The sequence below is a fragment of the Natrialba hulunbeirensis JCM 10989 genome, from assembly GCF_000337575.1.
Classification (GTDB): Archaea; Halobacteriota; Halobacteria; order Halobacteriales; family Natrialbaceae; genus Natrialba; species Natrialba hulunbeirensis.
In genome coordinates, this window is the sequence record NZ_AOIM01000035.1 from 310,373 (window position 1) to 330,843 (window position 20,471).

General features: G+C 60.7%; 15 protein-coding genes. 7 read left to right on the top strand and 8 right to left on the bottom strand.

Annotated elements, in window-relative coordinates; all coding sequences use genetic code 11:
• Positions 1–244: 244 nt before the first annotated feature.
• From C483_RS12760 to C483_RS12775, 4 genes are all read left to right on the top strand, one after another.
• Positions 245–2,710 carry a FlaD/FlaE family flagellar protein gene (locus C483_RS12760; protein WP_006653769.1) on the top strand — a complete coding sequence of 822 codons (2,466 nt, stop codon included), beginning with the start codon at positions 245–247 and terminating at the stop codon, positions 2,708–2,710.
• A gap of 78 nt (positions 2,711–2,788) precedes the next feature.
• Positions 2,789–3,547 (top strand): ATPase domain-containing protein, encoded by a 759-nt coding sequence (locus C483_RS12765; RefSeq protein ID WP_006653770.1) that lies wholly within the window; start codon positions 2,789–2,791, stop codon positions 3,545–3,547.
• A gap of 14 nt (positions 3,548–3,561) precedes the next feature.
• Positions 3,562–5,235, top strand: a complete 1,674-nt coding sequence (locus C483_RS12770; RefSeq protein WP_006653771.1) for a type II/IV secretion system ATPase subunit — start codon at positions 3,562–3,564, stop codon at positions 5,233–5,235.
• A gap of 78 nt (positions 5,236–5,313) precedes the next feature.
• Entirely contained in the window at positions 5,314–6,198 is an 885-nt protein-coding gene (locus tag C483_RS12775) for a CheF family chemotaxis protein (protein ID WP_006653772.1), read from the top strand.
• A gap of 208 nt (positions 6,199–6,406) precedes the next feature.
• Here C483_RS12775 and C483_RS12780 read toward each other — a convergent pair whose 3' ends face one another.
• From C483_RS12780 to C483_RS12790, 3 genes are all read right to left on the bottom strand, one after another.
• The gene (locus tag C483_RS12780; RefSeq protein WP_006653773.1) at positions 6,407–7,624 is read right to left on the bottom strand and encodes a chemotaxis protein CheC; all 1,218 of its coding nucleotides are present in this window, start codon (positions 7,622–7,624) and stop codon (positions 6,407–6,409) included.
• Positions 7,625–7,630: 6 nt separating this feature from the next.
• Positions 7,631–7,987 carry a chemotaxis protein CheY gene (gene cheY / locus C483_RS12785; RefSeq protein WP_006653774.1) on the bottom strand — a complete coding sequence of 119 codons (357 nt, stop codon included), beginning with the start codon at positions 7,985–7,987 and terminating at the stop codon, positions 7,631–7,633.
• A gap of 691 nt (positions 7,988–8,678) precedes the next feature.
• On the bottom strand, positions 8,679–9,488 hold the full coding sequence (locus C483_RS12790) for a CheR family methyltransferase (protein WP_049912663.1): 810 nt from the start codon (positions 9,486–9,488) through the stop codon (positions 8,679–8,681).
• Between the two features lie 387 nt (positions 9,489–9,875).
• Here C483_RS12790 and C483_RS12795 point away from each other — a divergent pair, with 387 nt between their 5' ends.
• The 3 genes from C483_RS12795 to C483_RS12805 all read left to right on the top strand — a co-directional run bounded on the left by C483_RS12795 (position 9,876) and on the right by C483_RS12805 (position 13,574).
• The gene (locus tag C483_RS12795) at positions 9,876–10,622 is read left to right on the top strand and encodes a bacteriorhodopsin (protein WP_006653777.1); all 747 of its coding nucleotides are present in this window, start codon (positions 9,876–9,878) and stop codon (positions 10,620–10,622) included.
• A 329-nt stretch (positions 10,623–10,951) separates the two neighbouring features.
• A complete protein-coding gene (locus C483_RS12800) occupies positions 10,952–12,589 on the top strand; it encodes a methyl-accepting chemotaxis protein (RefSeq protein WP_006653778.1) in 1,638 nt (545 codons plus the stop codon).
• 232 nt (positions 12,590–12,821) lie between these two features.
• Positions 12,822–13,574 carry a bacteriorhodopsin gene (locus tag C483_RS12805; RefSeq protein ID WP_006653779.1) on the top strand — a complete coding sequence of 251 codons (753 nt, stop codon included), beginning with the start codon at positions 12,822–12,824 and terminating at the stop codon, positions 13,572–13,574.
• Between the two features lie 187 nt (positions 13,575–13,761).
• On the opposite strand, the gene C483_RS12810 is transcribed toward C483_RS12805, so the two are convergent.
• The 5 genes from C483_RS12810 to C483_RS12830 form a co-directional block, all read right to left on the bottom strand.
• Positions 13,762–15,411, bottom strand: a complete 1,650-nt coding sequence (locus tag C483_RS12810) for a globin-coupled sensor protein (RefSeq protein ID WP_006653780.1) — start codon at positions 15,409–15,411, stop codon at positions 13,762–13,764.
• Between the two features lie 294 nt (positions 15,412–15,705).
• On the bottom strand, positions 15,706–16,269 hold the full coding sequence (locus C483_RS12815; protein WP_049912686.1) for a chemotaxis protein CheW: 564 nt from the start codon (positions 16,267–16,269) through the stop codon (positions 15,706–15,708).
• A 100-nt stretch (positions 16,270–16,369) separates the two neighbouring features.
• A complete protein-coding gene (locus tag C483_RS12820; protein ID WP_006653782.1) occupies positions 16,370–18,079 on the bottom strand; it encodes a methyl-accepting chemotaxis protein in 1,710 nt (569 codons plus the stop codon).
• A gap of 240 nt (positions 18,080–18,319) precedes the next feature.
• A complete protein-coding gene (locus C483_RS12825) occupies positions 18,320–19,555 on the bottom strand; it encodes a chemotaxis protein CheW (RefSeq protein WP_006653783.1) in 1,236 nt (411 codons plus the stop codon).
• The gene (locus tag C483_RS12830; protein WP_006653784.1) at positions 19,552–20,346 is read right to left on the bottom strand and encodes a ParA family protein; all 795 of its coding nucleotides are present in this window, start codon (positions 20,344–20,346) and stop codon (positions 19,552–19,554) included. The genes C483_RS12825 and C483_RS12830 overlap by 4 nt, the downstream gene beginning before the upstream one ends.
• Positions 20,347–20,471 lie beyond the last annotated feature (125 nt).

Sequence of the window (20,471 nt, forward strand, 5' to 3'; positions counted from 1 at the left end):
GCGCCGTGAGAACAGTGGAATTGCTGAGCGGCGAACACACGGGCGGTGTGGCGATAGAATCCGGCCGTTCGGAACGTAACGGTCCAATCGGCCACAATTACTTAATACGTAGGTTGTCATAGTTTTCCTGAATGACGACTCGTAGCCATCCGGAGCGTCGAGCCAGCACGCGGGTTCAGTTCGGTGGCCGACCAGGGATGGCAACGAGTGAGCGAGCGGTAGACGCCAGCGGAACAGGTTCACCATGGTACTCTCGATAATCGGTAACATACTCGGAGACGGCGATGACGATGGCGCCAGTGGTCGCTCGAGCTCCGGGAACGATAGCGACGACATCATCGGTGGTGACCTCGCCGGCAGTATGAGCGACGACGAGTTGCTCCCAGGTGCGCGAACTGAGAGCGCCGCCGGGGGGAACGGCGGCGATGGTACCGGCAACGACGATCTCTTTGACGATGGCGACCTCGGTGGTGATCTCGACGGCGATCTCGATGGCGGTGGGGATGACTTCCTCGACGACGACTCGATGTCGATCGACGGCATGGGCGACATGTCCGAGATGGACGACATGGGGTCGATGGATGACATGGACAGGATGGACGGGATGGACGCCATGAACGACGGTGGCGCCGTCTCGAGTGAGGTCGAAGCACGCGTCGAAGAGATGGAGAACAGTGTCGGATCGCTTTCCTCGACGGTGAACACCGTCCAGAGCGAGAACGAAAAGATCAGCGAATCGCTCGACGATATCGAGGAGAACATCCGGAAACTGCTCGAGGTCTACGAGATGGTGACCCAGGGTGTCAACCCGTTCGTCGAGGGCGATACCCTCACCGATTCGATGGCCGGCGGCGGTGCCGCTGGAAGCGGTGACTTCGGCGGGCAGAGTCTGTTCGACAGTAACGACGGCGACGAGGAAGACGAAGCGATCGATGAGGATATCGCGAACGCCGAAGCCGACGACTTTCTGGACGAGAGCATCATCGACGACGATGAAGGCTTCGACGATGATGACGAGTTCGACGACCTGGAGGACGATATGAGCATGGACGCAGACGCAGACAGCGACCTCGATGACGCTGACTCCGGTGGTGACGATGACCTGTCGTTCGATGAACTAAAATCCGAATACGATTCCGGCGACGCTGACTGGGATGCCGATGCTGATGGCGATGGCAACGCCAAGGCTGAGGGCGATATCGACGAGACAGCAGACCAGAGCGCCACAGAAGGGACGGATCCACTTGAGGACGACCTCGGCGACGAGTCGTTTGCTGACGACCTCGCGGTCGATGGCGAGTCGACGGATGACGCCGCCTCGTTGATCGACGATGCCGATGCCGATGGTGACGCTGATGCTGGCACCGACACCAACGCCGATCCCCTCACAACCGGTGATTCCACGGAACACGCCACCGACAGCCTCGAACACCCGGTGTGGGACGACGGCGGCCGGCCATACCTCGAAACCATTCCCTCCGAGTACGACACCGAGTTCGTCGTCATGGACTGGCTCGAGTACCTGGTCTCCGAACTGGGTCTCAACGGCGCAGCCCGGACGCTCTGTTTCTACGAGTCGATTCACTGGGTGAGTGGCTCGGTCGAGTCACACCTCCAGACGGTATTGAACGGATTCGGCGGCGGCCCGGACATCGGCGACCCGGAACCGCACTCCTCGCTCGGTGTCGACCACAAGCGAAGCCTCTGGTGGATCAGCCAGATTGCGACGCCCGAGAAGAAACGCCGAGCGTTCGACGTGTGGGTCGAGGAGGAAGGGATTACTGTCGCACAGGCGATGGCCGCGGCGGAGCAACACCAGCCAGAGGCGGAGACGGCTGGGACCGACGAGTCCAGCACGTCCAGCACGTCCAGCGAATCGGACACAGCGCCACCAGTTGACGACGTGTCGGCCACTACCGAGACGAACGACCCGGCTGCCGGCGCTTCCGGCGCGGAACTCACGTTCGACGAATCGACAGCTACCGACAGCGACCACGAGTCTGTCTCTGAGTCGGTTGCAGTGACGAACGCCGGCGAGCACGCTGACGGTGCACTCGACACCCACGACACCCACGACTCTCCCGAAGAGACACTCAAGGACGAGACCACTGTCGATGACAGTGCCGATGCAGACGACATCGAACTCGAGTTCACCACAGACGAGCCGCTCGATCCGTTCGCGGCCGAGGGCGACGAGGACGGCTCGGCCGACCAGATCGACGGTGACAGCGAGGGCGACTCGATCTCGGGTGCGGACGACGATGGGACAGCAGCGACGACCGCAACGGCAGCCGACACCGAACTCGAGTCCAGCGGCGCACAGAAAATCTTCATCGAGGAGGCAGAGGCGGATACGACGGACTCGGATCACCGCAACGAACCGGCTGGCGAGCGAGTCGAGCCGGAAGCGGAAGTGACGGATGGCGGGCAGATGATCTGGGTGGACTCGGATGTCGTGCTCTCGGAGTCCGGTGCCAGACTGTGCAACACGCGCGCGACCACCGGTGGCGTCGACCGCGAGGCCCGGACCGAAATTGCAAAGCCGCTTGTCGTTTCGGACGAGCCAGCCGATCTCGAGGGCTGGCAGGTCGAGCGGATCAAACTCCTGCTCGCCCCGGAGGAGTTCGACGTCGGTCGTGAGCGTGGAACCGACCGCGAGGAGGCGGCTGACGAGCGCGAACAGGCTCGTGAGCCCGAACAGGAACAGTAATCGCCGTGGACGAGCCACGAGCAAGTAGACTGAAGAGCCCGGAGAACGAGCCACGAGTCAAGGCGAAGACGAGAGACGATGAGTCAGTTTAAAAATATCTTCTCACTCGGTCTCGACGACCGCGACCGACTGAATAAGGAACTCGGGGGCGGTATCCCGACTGGGAGTATCGTACTGATGGAAGGCGACTACGGTGCCGGCAAGAGCGCTATCTCACAGCGTTTTGCGTACGGCCTCTGTGAGACGGACAAGTCCGTGACGTTTCTCTCGACGGAGCTCGAGGTCAAGGGCTTCGTCGACCAGATGGATTCGCTGAACTACAACGTCGAGGAGCACCTCCTCTTCGAGAACATGCTGTTCCTTCACGGCGACCTCGACAGTGGTAGCGTGCTCTCGTCGACCGACGAGGAGCAAACGCGCCAGGATCTGTTGACGGATCTGATGGACGAAGAAACCCTCTGGTCTGCCGACGTCATCATCATCGACACCTTCGACGCAATTCTCCGAAACGATCCGAAGTTCGAGGCGCTGGTTCGTCAGAACGAAGAGCGTCAGGCTGCCCTGGAGATCATTTCGTTCCTGCGCGACGTGATCTCACAGGGGAAAATCGTCGTGCTAACGGTCGACCCATCGACCGTCGGTGAGGAGGCGATCGGGCCGTTCCGCTCGATCGCGGACGTGTTCATCGAACTCGAGATGATCGAGGTCGGGAACGACATCCGGCGGCAGCTGTTCATCAAGCGCTTTGCGGGGATGGGCGAACAGGTCGGTGACCGGATCGGGTACTCGGTGCGATCCGGAACAGGCATCGTGATCGAGAACCGGAGTGTTGCCTAGAAGGTGACTGTGGCATGACGGAAATGGGAACGCCGAAGCCGTCGGACGAGCTTCAGGAGCTGGCTGCACGTCGTCCACACCTGCGCGAGCACCTGAAGAAGTTCAGGCAGATTACGGGCGAATTCCCGGTGCTGATCGACGAACCCTCTGCGGAGTACGAGACACCGCATCCGAACGTCCTCTATCCGGTCGGTGGCCCGATTTACAGTCACGTCTACGGCGACGTGGGAACGAAGATGCAGTACTTTGCGGTCGAGCCGACGCTGTCGGACGAAGAGCAGTCGGTGTTCTCGACGGTCAAAGACTCGCTGCTTCGCCGAAGTGCGACCAAGGTGGCACCCGAGAAGGACGCAGAGTACAGCGACAGAATCGAGGAGTTGCTGAGTGAGACGACCCACATCAAGGGCAACGAGGTCGAGAACATCGTCGAGCGGCTCAAGGTCCGCTTCCATCCGGGTATTCAGGAGATTCCACAGGAAACCTACGAGAATATCCGCTACCGGCTGAATCGAGACATCGTTGGCCTGGGACCACTCGAGCCGGTCATGCGCGACCCGGCGAACGAGGACATTCACGTGATCGGCCCCAACGAGTGTTACGTCGATCACGGCGTCTACGGGATGGTCGAGACGACGGTCGACTTCGGCACGCAAGACGAGTTCGACCGCTGGCTCTCGAACATGGGTGAGCGTATTGGGAATCCGATGACGGACGCGGAACCGATCGTCGACTCGACGCTGCCCGATGGCTCGCGTCTGAACGTGATCTACAGCGACGACGTGAGTGTGAAGGGGCCCTCCCTGACGATTCGTCAGGGCGACGAGGTGCCCCTGTCGGTCACCCAGATTACGAACTGGGGGACGCTCTCGCCCGAACTGGCGGCGTACCTCTGGCTCTGTCTGGAGAACGAGCGAACGGTGTTCGTCGTCGGCGAGACGGCATCCGGGAAGACGACGACGCTGAACTCGATCATGTCGTTCATTCCGCGGGACTCGAAGATTTATACCGCGGAGGACACCGCCGAGGTGCTCCCGCCACACGACACCTGGCAGCAGCTACTCACCCGTGAGAGTCGCAGCGAGGACAGCGCGGACGTCGACATGTTCAACCTGGTCGAGGCCGCGTTGCGTTCGCGTCCCGAGTACATCGTCGTGGGTGAGGTTCGTGGTGAGGAGGGTCGAATGGCGTTCCAGGCGGCCCAGACCGGCCACCCGGTCATGCTGACCTTCCACGCGAGCGACATCGTCTCGATGATCCAGCGATTCACCGGTGACCCGATCAACGTCCCCGAGACGTTCATGGACAACGCCGACGTGGCACTGTTCCAGAACCGCGTCAAGCAGGGCGACGACGTCCTGCGTCGTGTCACCTCAGTCCAGGAGATCGAGGGCTACTCCGAGCAGATGGACGGGGTCGTCACTCGACAGGTGTTCTACTGGGACCCCGTCGAGGACGAGATCGTCTTCCAGGGGATGAACAACTCCTACGTGTTAGAAGAGCAGATCGCGACCCTGCTCGGCTACGCCGACACGCGCGATATCTACGACGACCTGCAGTTCCGCTCGGACATCATCGAACGGATGATCCAGGAGAACATTCTGGCCTACCACGAGGTAAACGACACTATCGATTCGTTCCAGCGCGACGGTGTCGAGGGCCTCCCGTTCCACGTGACGCGACCGGACTAACGGTCTCCCGTCCACGATTTTGCCCATTCCGGCGAAAACGTGTAAAGAGCTAAGAGATTTCGACGAGAAGGACCTGTCATGTCAGAAGACGTCGTTGCCGACTTTACCGGCCGGTTCTTCCGCAATCACGGAGAATCGCCGGGCACGCCCACGTCGGGACGAATCATCATGACGAAACGCCGCCTGGTCCTCGCGACGAACGACGATAAGACGACAATTCCACTCTCGACGGTCATCGACGTCAACGTCGGAACCGTTCCCAGCCACGTCACGCAGTTCTTCGACGATACGGTGACGATTGGCTACACCGACGACGGGCAGACCCGTAGCGCCGTCATCGAGAGTACGGGTGAAACCGTCGACACCTTCGTTGCAATTCTTTTTCGCTGTCTCCTCAACGGCCGCAAAGCCGCGGTCAAACACCCCGCACGCGTCGGTGGTCGCGTGAAGGATACGCCCGTCGTCCCCGGAAAGATCCGCATCAAAAACCGACGGATCGAGGTAACGACCAAGCGCGGAACCTTCAGCTTCGACGTCGAGACCGTGATGCGAATCCAGCGCTCGAACAAACTCGGCGAGAGTGCCGACCGCGTCACGCTGGTCGTCAAGTACATCGACACGGACACCGACGCCGGTCTGACCAAGACGTCGCTCATCTCGCCCGCCAAGAGCCAGTACGTCAACCTGCTCGGGCGCTTCCTCCGACTCGAGTTCGACGAGCTGCGCGAGGAGGTCGCCGACATCGAACTGACGAATCCCGAAAAGCGCGTGCTGGTCGGGATTCACGCGACTGGTGGCGATATCGACTTTACGAATATGCTGGACGGTGACCCGGCGTACGTGACGAACGTCCTGAACTCGGTGCAGAACAAGGACCTGGTACTCGAGAACGCCAGCGGTCTTTCGCTAACCTCGAAGGGACGAATTATCGTGAGCGAGCGGATCGAGGACGTGAACGCCTGACCGCTTTGGCTGTGTGTTCGAGCGGTCTGCTGTGCTTTCTGGAGACGACATCGCTGGCGAATCGGTGTGGATTGCTGTGTACGCTGTGTATCGCTATGAATTGCTGTATATTACTGTGTACGCTGTGTATCGCTGCGAATTAGCGCTATGGTACAAACACGAAGCTCCGACACGACTTGCTCGTCAAAAATCTGGCCTCGGGGTGTGATTACTGGCGGTCGAACAGTTCCGCTGGATCGACGCTCGTGTTCTCGGAGTTCTCGATCAGGAGGTCTCCAAGCGCCTGCTTGAGTTCAGACCGTCGCGGTAGTGCGAGCATCTGGCAGGTGAACACCTGGTCGCTGTTGGTCTGGATGTTCGAGTCGAGCATGAACGCGTGATCGTCGGTTTCGGCCATCTTGGCCGTGATCGGCGTCATGATCGACGAGCCGGTGTCGGCGACAAACTGCGGCGGCTCGTGTTTGATTTCGGCGTTCAGCACGTTTGCCCAGCCGTCGACGAAGCCGCTGGTCATGATGTTGCCGAGTTCCTTCAGTGCGCCCTGTTCGACGGAGCCCCACTGCTTGTCGGTCTCCATCGGGACGAGGGAGTCGACGACCGCCCGCCCGGACGGCTGATCGAACAGAATGACCAGGTTACCGCTGAACTTGCCGTCGAACGGCATGACGGTCCCAACGTAGCGCTTGTTGCCGACCTCCGCCGGAATATCATCGATCGGAACCAGCGTCAGGCGGCTGATTTCGACCGTCGTATCGATGCCGGTCATCGACGTAATGTTCGCTGCGGCCTTCTCTGCGCCCTCTTTGGTCATGTCATTGAAGACCTTGAGCTTCTCCACCGAGACGATGTCGTCGGTCCGCGGCTCGAAGGCGCGCTCGAGTGAGCTCGATTCGGGGACGAGCAAGATTCGGAAGTCGATCGGTTCGTTGACGCCTTCATCGGCCGCTTCGACGCGGCTTCGGAAGACGAACAGATAGTTGTCCTCGGTCGTCGCGGACTTTGGTAGCACGTCGGTTCCAGTGCCCTGGATGTACGACGGCGGCGAACTCTTGATCTTCGCGTTCAGGTAGTTCGCCCAGCCGTCGACGAAGCCGCTCGACATGATGTTGCCGACCTCCTCGATGCTGCTCTTTTTCTTCTCTGGGTCGTCCGCCGGGACGAGTTTGTCCGTGATCGCTTTCCGTCCCTGTTCGTCGAACGCGAGGACGACCTCGCCCGAGATTTCACCGGAGAGGTCGATGTTGACGCCGGCGAACTCGTTGCCGATGAACTCGTACTGGAGGTCCGAGGAGGACATGAGCGAGACGTTCGTCACCTGTACGCTCGTACTGATCCCCGTCAGTTGCGAGAGCGATTCAGCAGCTGATTGTGCGCCGTCGTGAGCGAGCTCCTGGTAGGTTTCGAGCTCGCGAATATCGATTTCCATGGCGGATTACCCGGCCGCGATGCTGTTGAGTTCCTCGAGGACGCTCTCCTTCTGGAACGGTTTCGTGATGTAGCCCTCGGCACCGGCCTTGATCGAGTCTTTCATCTGCTCGGCCTGCTCGACACTGGTGCACATGACGACCTTTGCGCTCGGATCCATATCCGTAATTTCGTCGGTCGCCTCGATGCCGTCTTTGATCGGCATCACGATGTCCATGAAGACGATGTCCGGCTGTTCTTCCTGATAGAGTTCGACGGCCTCGACCCCGTTTTCGGCCTCACCGACGATGGTGTGGTCTTCTTCCAAAATTTCACGGAGAAGATCCCGCATGAAGCCGGAGTCGTCCGTGATCAGCACATCCATGACCGAGTCAATACACGCAGATTACTTAATAATATTGACCAAGATGGTGACACTCGACCGACTGGAATCCACTGACGGCGTGGCGGTCTCCGAACCGCGTCTGCCGTGTGAGCAGGTGTGTGGTGACTTGTGGTGGCTACTACGGATGATGGCTGTGGCCGACGAGAGACGGCGGGAGACGGCCAGAAACGGTCGGGGACGACCAGTGGTGACGGGAAAAGCTGACCAGCGACCAGTAGACCAGCACCCGATCTGATAGCATTCCGAGACCGTTTACAGCCCAAAACCGTCTCCAGAGCGTCTCTAACTGGACTCTTGAATACCAGCCGAACCAAGAATCGGCCACAAGCTTTACAACCGTATGGGCATAAATCGGTTTCAAATCTGATAATACAGCCGGTGTGTTCGTTAGTACATCAGCGGGGGGTCCAAAACAAACAGTCTCGTCGGTGAGCACACTGCATCCGTTCGGTATCGGCGACTCACAGTAGGTCCACACCCCGACAGAAACGCCGGTTGAATCACGCGGTCACCTATAGTAGCCACTGCAAGTCAATGCACACCTGATCGCACGACACTGTGCGATCAGTGTGTAAATAGTTGCAGTTGTTACTATACGACCGCACACCAATCTGTTCTCAGTCGTCGATCAGCACACGACTCAGTCCCGACAGCGAACGCGTTCCGTCACTCACGTCCGTCGATAGATTCGATGGCGGTTGTCCGTCGCCTCGAACGTCGACTTCAACGACGGCGGAATTGTTTCGCTCTTCCCAATCACCAGATAGCCGTCCTCCTGCAGAGAGTTGGCAATCGTTTCGAGCATCGATCGCTTGTACTCCGTATCGATATAGATGAACAGATTTCGGCACGTCACCAGATTGAAGCCGGACTTCGACGCCCCGCTGATCAGATCGTGGCGCTCGAAGCTCACCGGTCGCTTGACTCGGTCGCGCACGCGATAGACTCCCTCCTCTCGGTCGTGGTCGACGTACTGCTCGTAGTTCGAGAGGTACTCGAGTTCCCCGCCGAGATCGGTCGTTCGTGACTCCTCGTAGACGCCGTCGCGGGCGACTGCGAGGGCGTCCTCGCTGATGTCGGTGGCGACGATGTCGACGGCGGATTCGTCGATCTGGGGGTCGGCATGGATGAGCATCGAGAGCGAGTAGGGTTCGCGGCCGTCAGCGCAGGCGGCACTCCAGATCGAGACCTGGCGTTCGCGTGCGGAGAGGGTGCGAAGGACATCGCGGATGCCGTCCCAGACTTCGGGGTTGCGAAAGAAGCCGGTGACGTTGATGCTCATCGAGTCGAGCAGGGCCGCTTGCTCGTCGGGGTCGGTTCGAAGCTGATCGAAGTAGTCGTCGTAGTCGTCGCACTTCGTTCGGCGAAGCCGGGCCGTGACTCGTCGGTCGAGGTAGCTATCGTTGTAGTGGCTGGTCGAGAATCCAAGTTCGGTTTCCATATAGTCGAGGAGAGCGCGGAACGAGTCATCGGCGGGCACGGTTATACACAACTTTCAGATTCCGTGCAATAATAACCTTACGACACTGTGTAGCTCTCTTACACCTCTGTAGTAGTTGATCTGCATATGTTTTTATTGTTATGTGTGTGGCCAAGCGCGGGAAAATCACAGGCGGGCTCCGGGTCGAAACGAACGAGACGCTGTTCACGCTGAAAAACCGGCCAAGAAGTGTAGATTCACAAATCATTATGTGTGTTGACAAACCATCACAACCGGGTGGGTCTCTCTGACAGAACTCAGTAATTCGCGACGGAGTCGACGAGACGGACGGTGGTATCGGGTCGACAACACAGACCGACAGCCGACGCTCGATGGGTGGGCACAGCGACAACACGCAGCCGGCTATCTCCCCTCGGTGATCCACCGATGATCGCGAGCGAGCCGATTCTCGCGGGCTCGGGGATACTGTTACTCCTCGGGGCCGGTGGCTTCACACTCGGCACACGGCGGTTGCCAGCGACCACACGGCAGTTTGGCTACGCGGTTGCACTCGCCTGTGCCGGCATGGGGGCCGCATACCTGCTTATGGCTGCAGACGCGCTGACAGTCGCAACCTCCGGCCGCGAGGAATCGGCCGCTCGATTCCTGGGGTACACGGTCGTGATGACGACCAGTAGTCTCGTCATCGGTGCGCTCGCAGGCGCGCGACGGCGACAGACACTCCTCCTCGTGGGCGGGAATCTGGTCGCAGTCTGGGGAACGCTCGGCAGTTGGGTCCTGAGTGGGACAGGAGAACTGCTCGCCACCGGGCTTATCCTCGGTTCGTTCCTCGGCGTCACGGTCCTCCTGCTCGGACCCATGGCACGCACAGCCAGCACGGTTCACGCCGAGCGAACGCTCCTCTACGGCAAACTCAGGAACCTGCTGTTGCTCGTCTGGGCCAGTCTCATCGTTCTCGGAGCGATCTCCGAACAGACACTCGGCCTCACCGATGCTGTCGTCGGCCAGCTCGCCGCAACCTACGTGGATCTCGTCTTCCTGTTCGGATTCGGGTTCCTCCTCGTGCGAAACACCACGGCACTCGAGTCCACCGGGCGGCTCGTCTCGTGGGGCGCGGTTAAGGGTGGGTCGAGTACGGACGACTCGAGTACGGGGCACTCGAGTGGAGACTGATCGACTGTGAGTGGAACTGGGGCACAGACGCCTGGCTCGAATGCAGTAGAAGTAGAGAGCAACTGAGGAGTGACTGAGTGTGGAATCGGTGCGGTCGTGAATCGGTGTGAGTGCGTGTAGGACAGTCGGCAGCTGTGATGATGCTCGTCGTGATATGGGGTGACCGATTTGTGTGGCATGGGATGCGTAAGTGGTGTCACATGGAGTGAGCTACCGTGGTGGCAATAACGATTATGTGGGGGTAGTGAGATGTCTACTCTAAGGCGGGAGTCTGTGTGTTGACTGAGTAGACGCACTGACTCCAGCGGTATGAGAAGGGAGACCACGGGATGCAACTCGATTCACTACTACCAGCACGGATTCGTCGCCAGTACAGTCTCAAGATAGCCGGTGCGCTCGGTTTCGTCGCCGTCGTGACGATCGGATTCGGTGTGTTGTTCGGACTGCACATCGTCAACGGCCCGACCGAGGGACTGCAGGAACGCGCCATTGCCGGACTGACCGGCCTGCTCGTTATTTTCTCAGTCAATCTCGGACTCGTCGGGATCGTTCTCGGCGGCAACGTCGCCCTGTCGCTGCGCCAACTCGGCGAGCGAACCGAGCAGATCGGCGACGGCGAGTTCGACGTCGACCTCGAAACCAATCGGGCCGACGAGATCGGCCAGCTCTACGACTCAGTCGGTGCGATGCGCGACTCACTCGAGACGACACTCGAGGAGGTCGAGGCCGAACAGGAACGCGCCGAGACGGCCCAGCAGGAAGCCGAAGAGCAGGCAGCCCAGCTCGAAGAAGAGCGCGAACGGATTCAGGACCTCCAGCATCAGGCCGAACAGCAGAATCAGGAGCTCGTCGCCGAAGCCCAGCGCTTCTCGGACGTGATGGACGAGTGTGCTGCCGGCGACCTCAGTCGGCGACTCGATCCGCAGACGGACGACGAGGCGATGCAGGCGATCGCGAACTCGTTCAACCGGATGCTCGATCGCATCGGCGACGTGGTCGCCGAGGTCCAGGACGCGAGCGAGACGGTCGACGAGATGTCCGGCGACCTGCAGGGTTCGAGCCAGCAGATCCGCGCAGCCAGCCAGGAAGTCGCCGAGTCGGTCCAGGAGATCGCAGACGGTGCGACGAGCCAAACCGAAGACCTCGAACTCGCCGCCAGCGAGGTCAGCGACCTTTCTGCGGCCACTGAGGAAGTCGCGGCGACGACCTCCGAGATCGCAACCCAGTCCGAAGGGATGGCGACGCTCGCAGACGACGGCCAAGACGCAGCAGCCGACGCCGCACAGAACATCGACCAGCTCGTCGAGGCGACCGAAACCGTCGTCGAAACAGTTGAGGAACTCAACGAGGAAGCCGCCCAGATCGGCGAAGTGATCTCACTCATCGACGACATCGCCGACCAGACGAACCTGCTCGCACTCAACGCGAACGTCGAAGCCGCCCGCGCCGACGAGAGCGGTGACGGCTTCGCAGTCGTCGCGAACGAGATCAAATCGCTCGCCGAGGAAACCATGGACGCCGTCGACGAAATCGAAGGCACACTCGAGTCCATCCGTGATCGGACGGGGACGACCGCAGAGGAGATCACGATGGTCGACTCGAATATCAAGACGACGGCGACCCGCGTCGAGGAGTTACAGACCCAACTCGAGACGATCAGTTCCGAGGCGGACCAGATGGACGCGAGTATTCAGGAGATTACGCAGACTGCGGACGACCAGGCCAGTTCAGCACAGGAGCTTGCGACGATCGTCGACGACGTGACGAGCGTGTCGGCGGAGACGAGCAGCCAGGCCGAGCAGGTCGCAGCAGCCTCCGAGGAGACGACGGCGACGACGGAGAGTGTCTCGACGATGGCGGGCGATCTGGACGAGCAGGCCCAGCGGCTCAACGAGCTGATGGAGACGTTTACGATCGATCGCCAGCAGTCTCAGATGGCGACTCCGGCTGGAGCCGGCGACGACTAACACTGGCGTAGATAGCGGTTCTGGAGTGGCTTTCCTACCGTATAATTCGGCAAATAGCTGTTGACGATTCGACGGTAGGACGACGGGATCACGACAACATCACGACTACGACGCTACGACGATACCACGACTACAGCAGTACGACGACGCTACGGCGATACCACGACACCACCACGACGACGCTACGACGATACGACGACAACACCACGACTACGACACTACTACCACTACAATGATTGACCACACGACAACCTTCGTACTGACGAGCACGATTCTTGCAGCGATGACCGCACTCTTCCTGCTATGGACCCGCCGACTCGAGGCCGGATCGCGGCGTCTCGGCTACGCAGCCGTCGCTGCCTGTGGCGTGATGAGTCTCACATACTTGCTCATGGCTGCAGGCGTTCTCACCGTCTCGACGACCGGCCGTGACGAGTCGGTCGCCCGGTTCCTCGGCTACTCGGTCGCCTGGGGTGCCGTCGTCTCCGTAATCGGGCTGATCTCCGGTGCCGAACGGCGGTACACACTCACCCTGCTCGGCGGGATTCTGCTGAGTCTCTGGGCGACTGTAGGGAGTTGGATTCTCGGTGGAACGGCCGGGACCGTCGTCTCACTCGCGATCGTCGCCGGTGTCGGCGTGATGGGTGTTACTCTGTACGGTCCGCTCGCACGTCAGGCACAGACCGTAAGCAGCGAGCGAACGCTTCTGTACGGCCGACTCAGGAACCTGACCGTCCTCGTCTTCGTCGGTCTCCTCGCAACCGGCATGCTCTCCGCACAGAACCTCGCGTTCACCGACGCCTTCGTCGGCCAGACGCTTGCAACCTACCTCGACATCGTCTGGCTCGCCGGCTTCGGCATGCTGGTGCTTCGCAGTACGGATGCGCTCGCAGACGCCGGCGACGACCAGCACGCGAGAGCCGCGGTGAACTCGAGTTCGAGTACTGGCAGTGCCACGTCCGGGACGGCACACTCTGCGGACTGAGCGGTGCGGGTGCCGTTGCCGTTGCTGATGCTGATGCTGATGCTGATGTTGATGTTGGTGTCGGTGTCAGTGTCTGAATTCGAGAGTGAACGAAGAAGACGCAAATGACTGCGGACTGTGAACTGCGGTCGAATCTCTGCCCGTTCTATCTGCTGCACAGCACAGCACGACGAGCGTCTGCTGGCAGCTACGTTGAGTGCGTGTCGTCGGCAAGTCGGTCGACTTCGGACTCGATCTCGTCGACCAGTTCCTCGACCTGCTCGTTCTGGTCGACGATCGCCTCGATTTCGGTTGTGACCTCGTGTGACTGTTCCATTGCGGTGTCGGCCATGCTTGCAACTTCCTCAGTACTCGCAGCCTGATCGTCGGTTGCCGTTGCGACCTCCTGGATGCCCGTACTCGCCTCCTGGACGGACTCTTCGATTCGCTCTAAGTTGTCGACTGTCTCTTCGACCAGGCCGACGCCGCTTTCGATCTCCTCGTTTGCCGTCTCGAGACTGTCGACCGTCTCCTCCGTGTCTGTCTGGATCTGGTCGATCATCCGCTCGATATTCTTGGCTTCCTCCTGGGATTCCTCGGCCAGGGACTTGACCTCGTTTGCGACGACCGCGAAGCCGTCGCCGGCCTCACCGGCCGTCGCCGCCTCGATCGAGGCGTTGAGCGCGAGCAAATTCGTCTGGTCGGCGATGTCGTTGATCACGTCGACGATCTCGTCGATTGTCTGGACGCTCNAATTCGTCTGGTCGGCGATGTCGTTGATCACGTCGACGATCTCGTCGATTGTCTGGACGCTCTCGCGCAGATCCTCGACGTCCTCAGTTACCTCGTCTGCGGCGTCGTCGACGACCCCCATTTTGTTGATGGCCTCCTCGGCTGTCTCCGTCGTATCAATCGCGATCTCCTCGGCGCGCTCGCTGGTCGCGCTGACCTCTTCTGCGTTCGAGGCGATCTCCTCGACCGTCGCCGACAGTCCGGCAACCTCGCTCGAAATCTCGCCCATCGCGTCGGACTGTCTCGCCGCCAGGTCGCTGATCTCCTCGGATCGCTCTGAGACATCCGTGGAACTCTCGCGCAGGTCACTAACCGATGACTGGACGTTCTTCGAGACCTCGCGTCGGTGCTCGAGTTCGTCCTCGACGTCCGCGTAGGCGTCGATGTAGGTGTCCATCGCGATCTGCTGGTCGACGTTTAACAGTTTGAGCACGGAGAGTGACTGTTCGACGACGTCGTCGACCATCGCCTGGGCCTCCGAGAGCGGCACGAGTGGCTCGTCCTCGGTCGTGGCTGGCGTGTGCTCCTCGCCTGCAGACACAGACGACTCTGTGGCAGATGTCTCCGAAACAGTCTCACTGGCAAGCTCGTCCATCGCCTCCTCGGCAAGCGCCGTCAGAATCCCCTCGTAGTAGATCGAATAGCCGCCGAGATAGAACTTCGGCCCCATATCCAGCATATCGTGGATCTTGCCAATTCTGGCACGCCGCTCAGCGTACTCGGCTCCGTACTCGCCACGACCAAGATCCAAGAGATACTCGTACTGGGTCTTCTCGAGTGCGTCGACAGATTTCGACGAGGAATTGAGAACAGCGGTCGCATCAGTGTTCGACTGCAGATGGGCGTAGAATTCGTCGACGAGGTCGTCCGCAATCTCCTCGAAGAGTGGTGCCATCGACTCGAGTCGGTCTTCATCTGCGGCGTCGAAGCCGACGAACTCCTTTCGCCACTCGATTTCGCGGCGGTCAAGTCCGATTCGGGCGGCGAGTTCCTGACCGTCTACCTGGCGTCTCTCGGCTGCATCGACTTTGAACTGCGATTGGCGCTCCGTCTGGTGGGCCGGCATTGTCCCGATGTTCTGTCGAGTCACCCATATACTTATTGGCAGGGCGACGCTTCGCAGCCGATATGACCGCCTATTGGCTGTTTCAACGGGTTCGGATATTGAGAGGTGTCAGAAAATGGTGGGCGCTCTGACGATCGTACTCGAGTCCGGGCTGCCGTACCGAAACACGTTATCGTCGGGTCCCGCGTTACCGTGGTGAATGAGACACCGTGGGACCGTGGTATCGTCCCGAAACGAGTTGCCGTGGTGAAACAGTCTCACAGCGGATCGTATTCTGGGGCTGGGACCGGACGGTTAGACGCGAACGTCCGTCGGATCAATCCACAGCACGAATTCGTCTTCCTGTCGAACGATGCCAGCGATTCCCTCGCCGTCAACGGCGGTGTCGACCGTCGTCGCGTCGATCTTGCGTACCTGGCGCACTTCGTCTGCGAGCCAGCCGATCCGGTCGGTCGAATCGCGCTTTCGCTTGAAGACGATGATTCGATTCCCGAGTTCGTCGCTGTCGTTCTCGCCAAAGATCGTTCGCAGGTTGACGATCTTCGTTGTTTCGCCACGGAGGTCCATCACGCCCTCGACGTGGTCGGGGGTGTTCGGGATCGTGGTCAGTTCGTCCGTGTTGACGATCTCCGCGACGTAGCCGATGTCGACACAGTAGCGGTTTTCGCCGAGGTCGAACTCGAGTACGTGGACGGTGAGTTCGTCGGGGGTGTCGGTGTCGGTGTTGGTGTTAGCGGTGGCGTTGGCGTTAGTGTTCGTGTTGGCGTTAGTGCTCGTGTTGGTGTTGGTGCCAGCGTTGGTATTCGTCTCTTCAGTCGCGTTCGATTGTGTTGCGTTGGGTTGATTCGTGGATACCATGGCAGTTCGGTGTTCGGCGTTCGGCGTTCGGTGTTCGGTGTTCGGCGTCCGGCAGCCAGCAATCGGTAGTCGAAGTCGTGGTCCGCAGAGAGACCGCTCTTCAGCTGTGGTCGTCCGTCGACAGACGACGAACGTCGCCCTCGACATTGTCGACCAGTTCGTCGACGGTCTCGGCGTGGTCCTCGATGGCTTCGAGACCGCTGGCGACCTGCTGGGATTTGTCCATCGCAGTATCGGTCATGCTTGCGACCTCCTCAGTACTCGCGGCCTGGTCGTCGGTCGCGATCGCGACCTCCTGGATGCCCGTACTCGCCTCCTGGACGGACTCTTCGATTCGCTCTAAGTTGTCGACTGTCTCTTCGACCAGGTCGACACCAGTGGAGACGCGCTGATTCGCCGTCTCGAGGCTGTCGACCGTCTCCTCGGTGTCTGCCTGGATCTGGTCGATCATCCGCTCGATGTTCTTGGCCTCTTCCTGGGACTCTTCGGCCAGGGACTTGACTTCGTTCGCGACGACCGCGAAGCCGTCGCCGGCCTCGCCGGCAGTCGCCGCCTCGATCGAGGCGTTGAGCGCGAGCAAATTCGTCTGGTCGGCGATGTCGTTGATCACGTCGACGATCTCGTCGATTGTCTGGACGCTCNAATTCGTCTGGTCGGCGATGTCGTTGATCACGTCGACGATCTCGTCGATTGTCTGGACGCTCTCGCGCAGATCCTCGACGTCCTCAGTTACCTCGTCGGTTGCGTCCTCGACGTCCTCGATCTGATCGATTGCTTCCTCTGCTGTCTCCGTCGTATCGTTTGCGATCTCCTCGGCGCGTTCGCTGGTTGCACTGACCTCCTCGGCGTTCGAGGCGATCTCCTCGACCGTCGCCGACAGTCCAGAAACCTCGCTCGCGATCTCGTTCATCGACGCCGACTGTTCGTCCGCGAGATCGGTGATCTCTGCGGTCCGCTCGGTCACGTTGTCCGTCGAATCTGCGACCTCGCGAAGCGTCTCCTGAATGCGGTCGCCAACGGCCTCACGGTTGCGTTTCGTCTCTAACTGGTCTTTCAGCTGTGCTTCGTACTCTGCGATCCGCTCCTTGTCGGCTGCCCGCTGTGTGTGCTGTGCGCTGGCGTAGGTCTCCATCGCGAGTTGTTGATCGATGAGACTGTGGCGTAGGAGCGAAAGAGTCCGCTCGACGACGGTGTCGACGGCGTCGTCTACTGCAGCCTCCACATCGTCCGCCGTCTCGCCGTCGGTATCGGCATCGGCAGCGGACTCGAGTTCGGCTTCGGCTGCAAACCCAGATTCGGCCTCACTCCCAACTTCTGCTTTCACATCCGCAGCAATCGCCTCGAGTGCCCCCTCGTAGTACGCACCGAACGAGCCGATGTACACGTCAGGACCTGCCGCGAGAAGGGTTCCGACAGCCGGCGACTCGAACCGCGCTGCGAACACATCGGCGTCGGCCCGCCCGTTCGCCGCGGCGTCGACGAGCGCGGCCTGGGCGGACTCGAGTTCCTCCTGGCTGGCCTCACGCTGGTCTGCGAGTGCACTCGAAACGGCAGGGTCGCGGCAGGCAGCGTCGGCGGACGCTGCGGCGAGGGCTGTGCGATTGTCGGCGAGGAGTTCCGAGAGCGACTCGAGTCGAGCCTCGTCGTCGGCGTCCAGTGACACGAGAGTGCTCGCGCGTTCGACGCGTTCGGAGTCGACGCCGGCGTTCGTAATGGCGTCGACGTCCGCGTCCGTGACCGACGCCGACCCGGTTGCCGTTGGGTCGGTAGCGGCCTCGAGACGGGACGCTCCGCCGTCTGTTCTGGGCATAGTGGTGACAGTGAGAGTCAGCTAAATAAGTGTTTTTGCAGATTCGAAGAAGCGGGAGGGTTGGTGGCCACAACAGTCATATACGGTGGTTTGAGGGCCGAGACATATGCAGCGATCGGTACAGAACGCAACAGCTTTTTGGTGAATAGTTACTCAGGATCGGCGAACAAACCGAGAACAAAGACGACCGCATCAGCGAGTAAAACGAGAGCGAAGACGACCACATCAGCGAGCGAGGCGTCAGTCGATGTTCGCGATGAGTTCGTCGATATCGAGCCAGGCGACGAGCGTCGTTCGGTCGTCGTCGTCCTGCTTTTTGATGATGCCGCGAACGCACTCGTGTTGGTGGTCGCCGGCGGCGTCCATGACGCTGCCCGTCTCGTCGATCTGGCTGTCGTGATAGGTGACCGCCTGCGAAACGTCAGTCACGCGAACGCCGAGTTTCTGCTTGTCGTCGTCGCGTTCGAGGACGACGATGTACTGGTCGTCGGACAGTTCGTTGTGCTCGACGTCGAGCATCGTCGTCGGGTCGAGAACGCCCGTGATCTCGCCGCGGAGGTCCGTCACGCCGTCGATTGCGGTGGGGCCGCGCGGGAAGCGCGTGATGTCTTTCATCTCGACGATGGCGCTGATCCGGTCGATCTCGATGGCGTAGCGGTTCTCGTTCAGGTAGAACTCGAGCATCTGGATCGTCGACTCGCTGTCGTGTGTCGAGTGGATCAGCGTGTTGCCCTGCTCGAACATGGCGTCCTTGCGCGCGGCGGTCGCGTCGCCGTACCCTTCGGCATCCGCCATCGTCGCGGAGCCGTCGACGGTCGGTTCTGCGCCGGTTCCCGTGAGTTCGGCGACGGTAGACTGGCTGGCGACGGCACCGCCGAGTGCGGCGAGCGGACCGCCCGCGTTGGCGTTCGGCCCAGCGTCGGAGACCGAGTCGCCTTCGTTGAACGAGAGCGTGACATCGCTGTCGTCCGTCTCTGCCGACGCGTCGGCAGCTGCGGTCTCGACAGGCCCCTCCGCGGGGGCAACAGCCTCAGCCCTGGTCTCACCCTCGCCAGCGGCGTCAGAATCGCCTGCTGGTGCCCCAGTCTCTCCCTCATCTGCCTCCGAATCGGCCGCGTCCGATTTCTGTTCTGCCTCGGAAGGGGCGTTTGCCGTCTGCTGCCCGTCGACGCGACCATCGTCGCTGTCATCCGTGGTCCCGTCGCTGCTCGCTGCTGGCCCGTCGCGTTCGCCTGCTGATTCGGTGCCGCTATCTGTGCTGTCGTCGTCCGCAGACGGAGATTCTGCTGTGATCTCGCCCGCGTCGTCTTGCGCTGTTGTCTCCGCAGTTTCTTCAGTTTCTCCAGTCTCTCCAGTCTCTTCCGTCTCTTCAGTTCCCTCAGTCCCCTCAGTCTCCGCTGTCTCCGCTGTCTCACGTGCTCCACCAGCCGCACGGTTGCGCATCTCCCGTAGTCGACGTGCTCTGTCGTCAGTCATGCTGGAATCCCCTGTCGTGGCAACTGCTCATCTAGCTGCTCGGCCATCTCCATGAACACTGCGCTCATATCAGTCTCTTCTTCCACCGCAAACACCGACTTCCCCGACGCGAACGCCCGCTGCAACGCCACACGCTTTCGAATCCGATACAGCGGCACGTCCGGCAGCGCCTCGTCGAACCACTCGAGCATCTCCGTCGCCGCTCGCGTGTTCTCGATCCGGTTTGCCACCAGTGCCTGCGGCTCGATCGTCACGTCGTGGTCCATCTCCAGCGCACCGACGTAATCGAAGAGCAACTCGAGTGACCGCTTGCTCGTCGGTTCGGCGAGCGCGGGAATTACGAGGTTCTCCGTCGCGTACAGCGCGTTGTCGGTCAGGAGACCGAGGTGGGGCGAGCAGTCGACGACGGTGACGTCGTACTCGCCTGCGGCCTCGAGTCGGTCGAGGAGTGCATCGAGTCGTGTCTCGCCGTCGGGTTCCTGGACGAGCGTAGACTCGGCGGCGTTCATGTCGACGTTACTCGTGACGACGTCCATCTCCGGATGAGCGGAGACGAGGTCGTCGCAGTCGACAGTCGCCGGGTCGACGAGCGCGTCGAGTAACGACGGTGGTTCGGCGTCGTAGGCCTCGAGCAGGCCGAGTCCTTCGGTCGCGTTCCCCTGCGGATCGAGGTCGACGAAGAGGACGTCACGTCCGAGTTCGTTCAGCGCACCCGCGAGGTTGATCGCGACGGTCGTCTTGCCGACGCCTCCTTTCTGATTTGTCACACACAGCCGAGCAGCTCCCGCCATTCGAGTGAGTCGTTTCAACTCTGCCTACATAACTCACACGGCCACTGCGGGTGAGAACGTGGTATTCGTCGGATCGAACGGTGCTTGAATGGCGGTCCGGCCGAACGCTTTATGCGGGGATCATT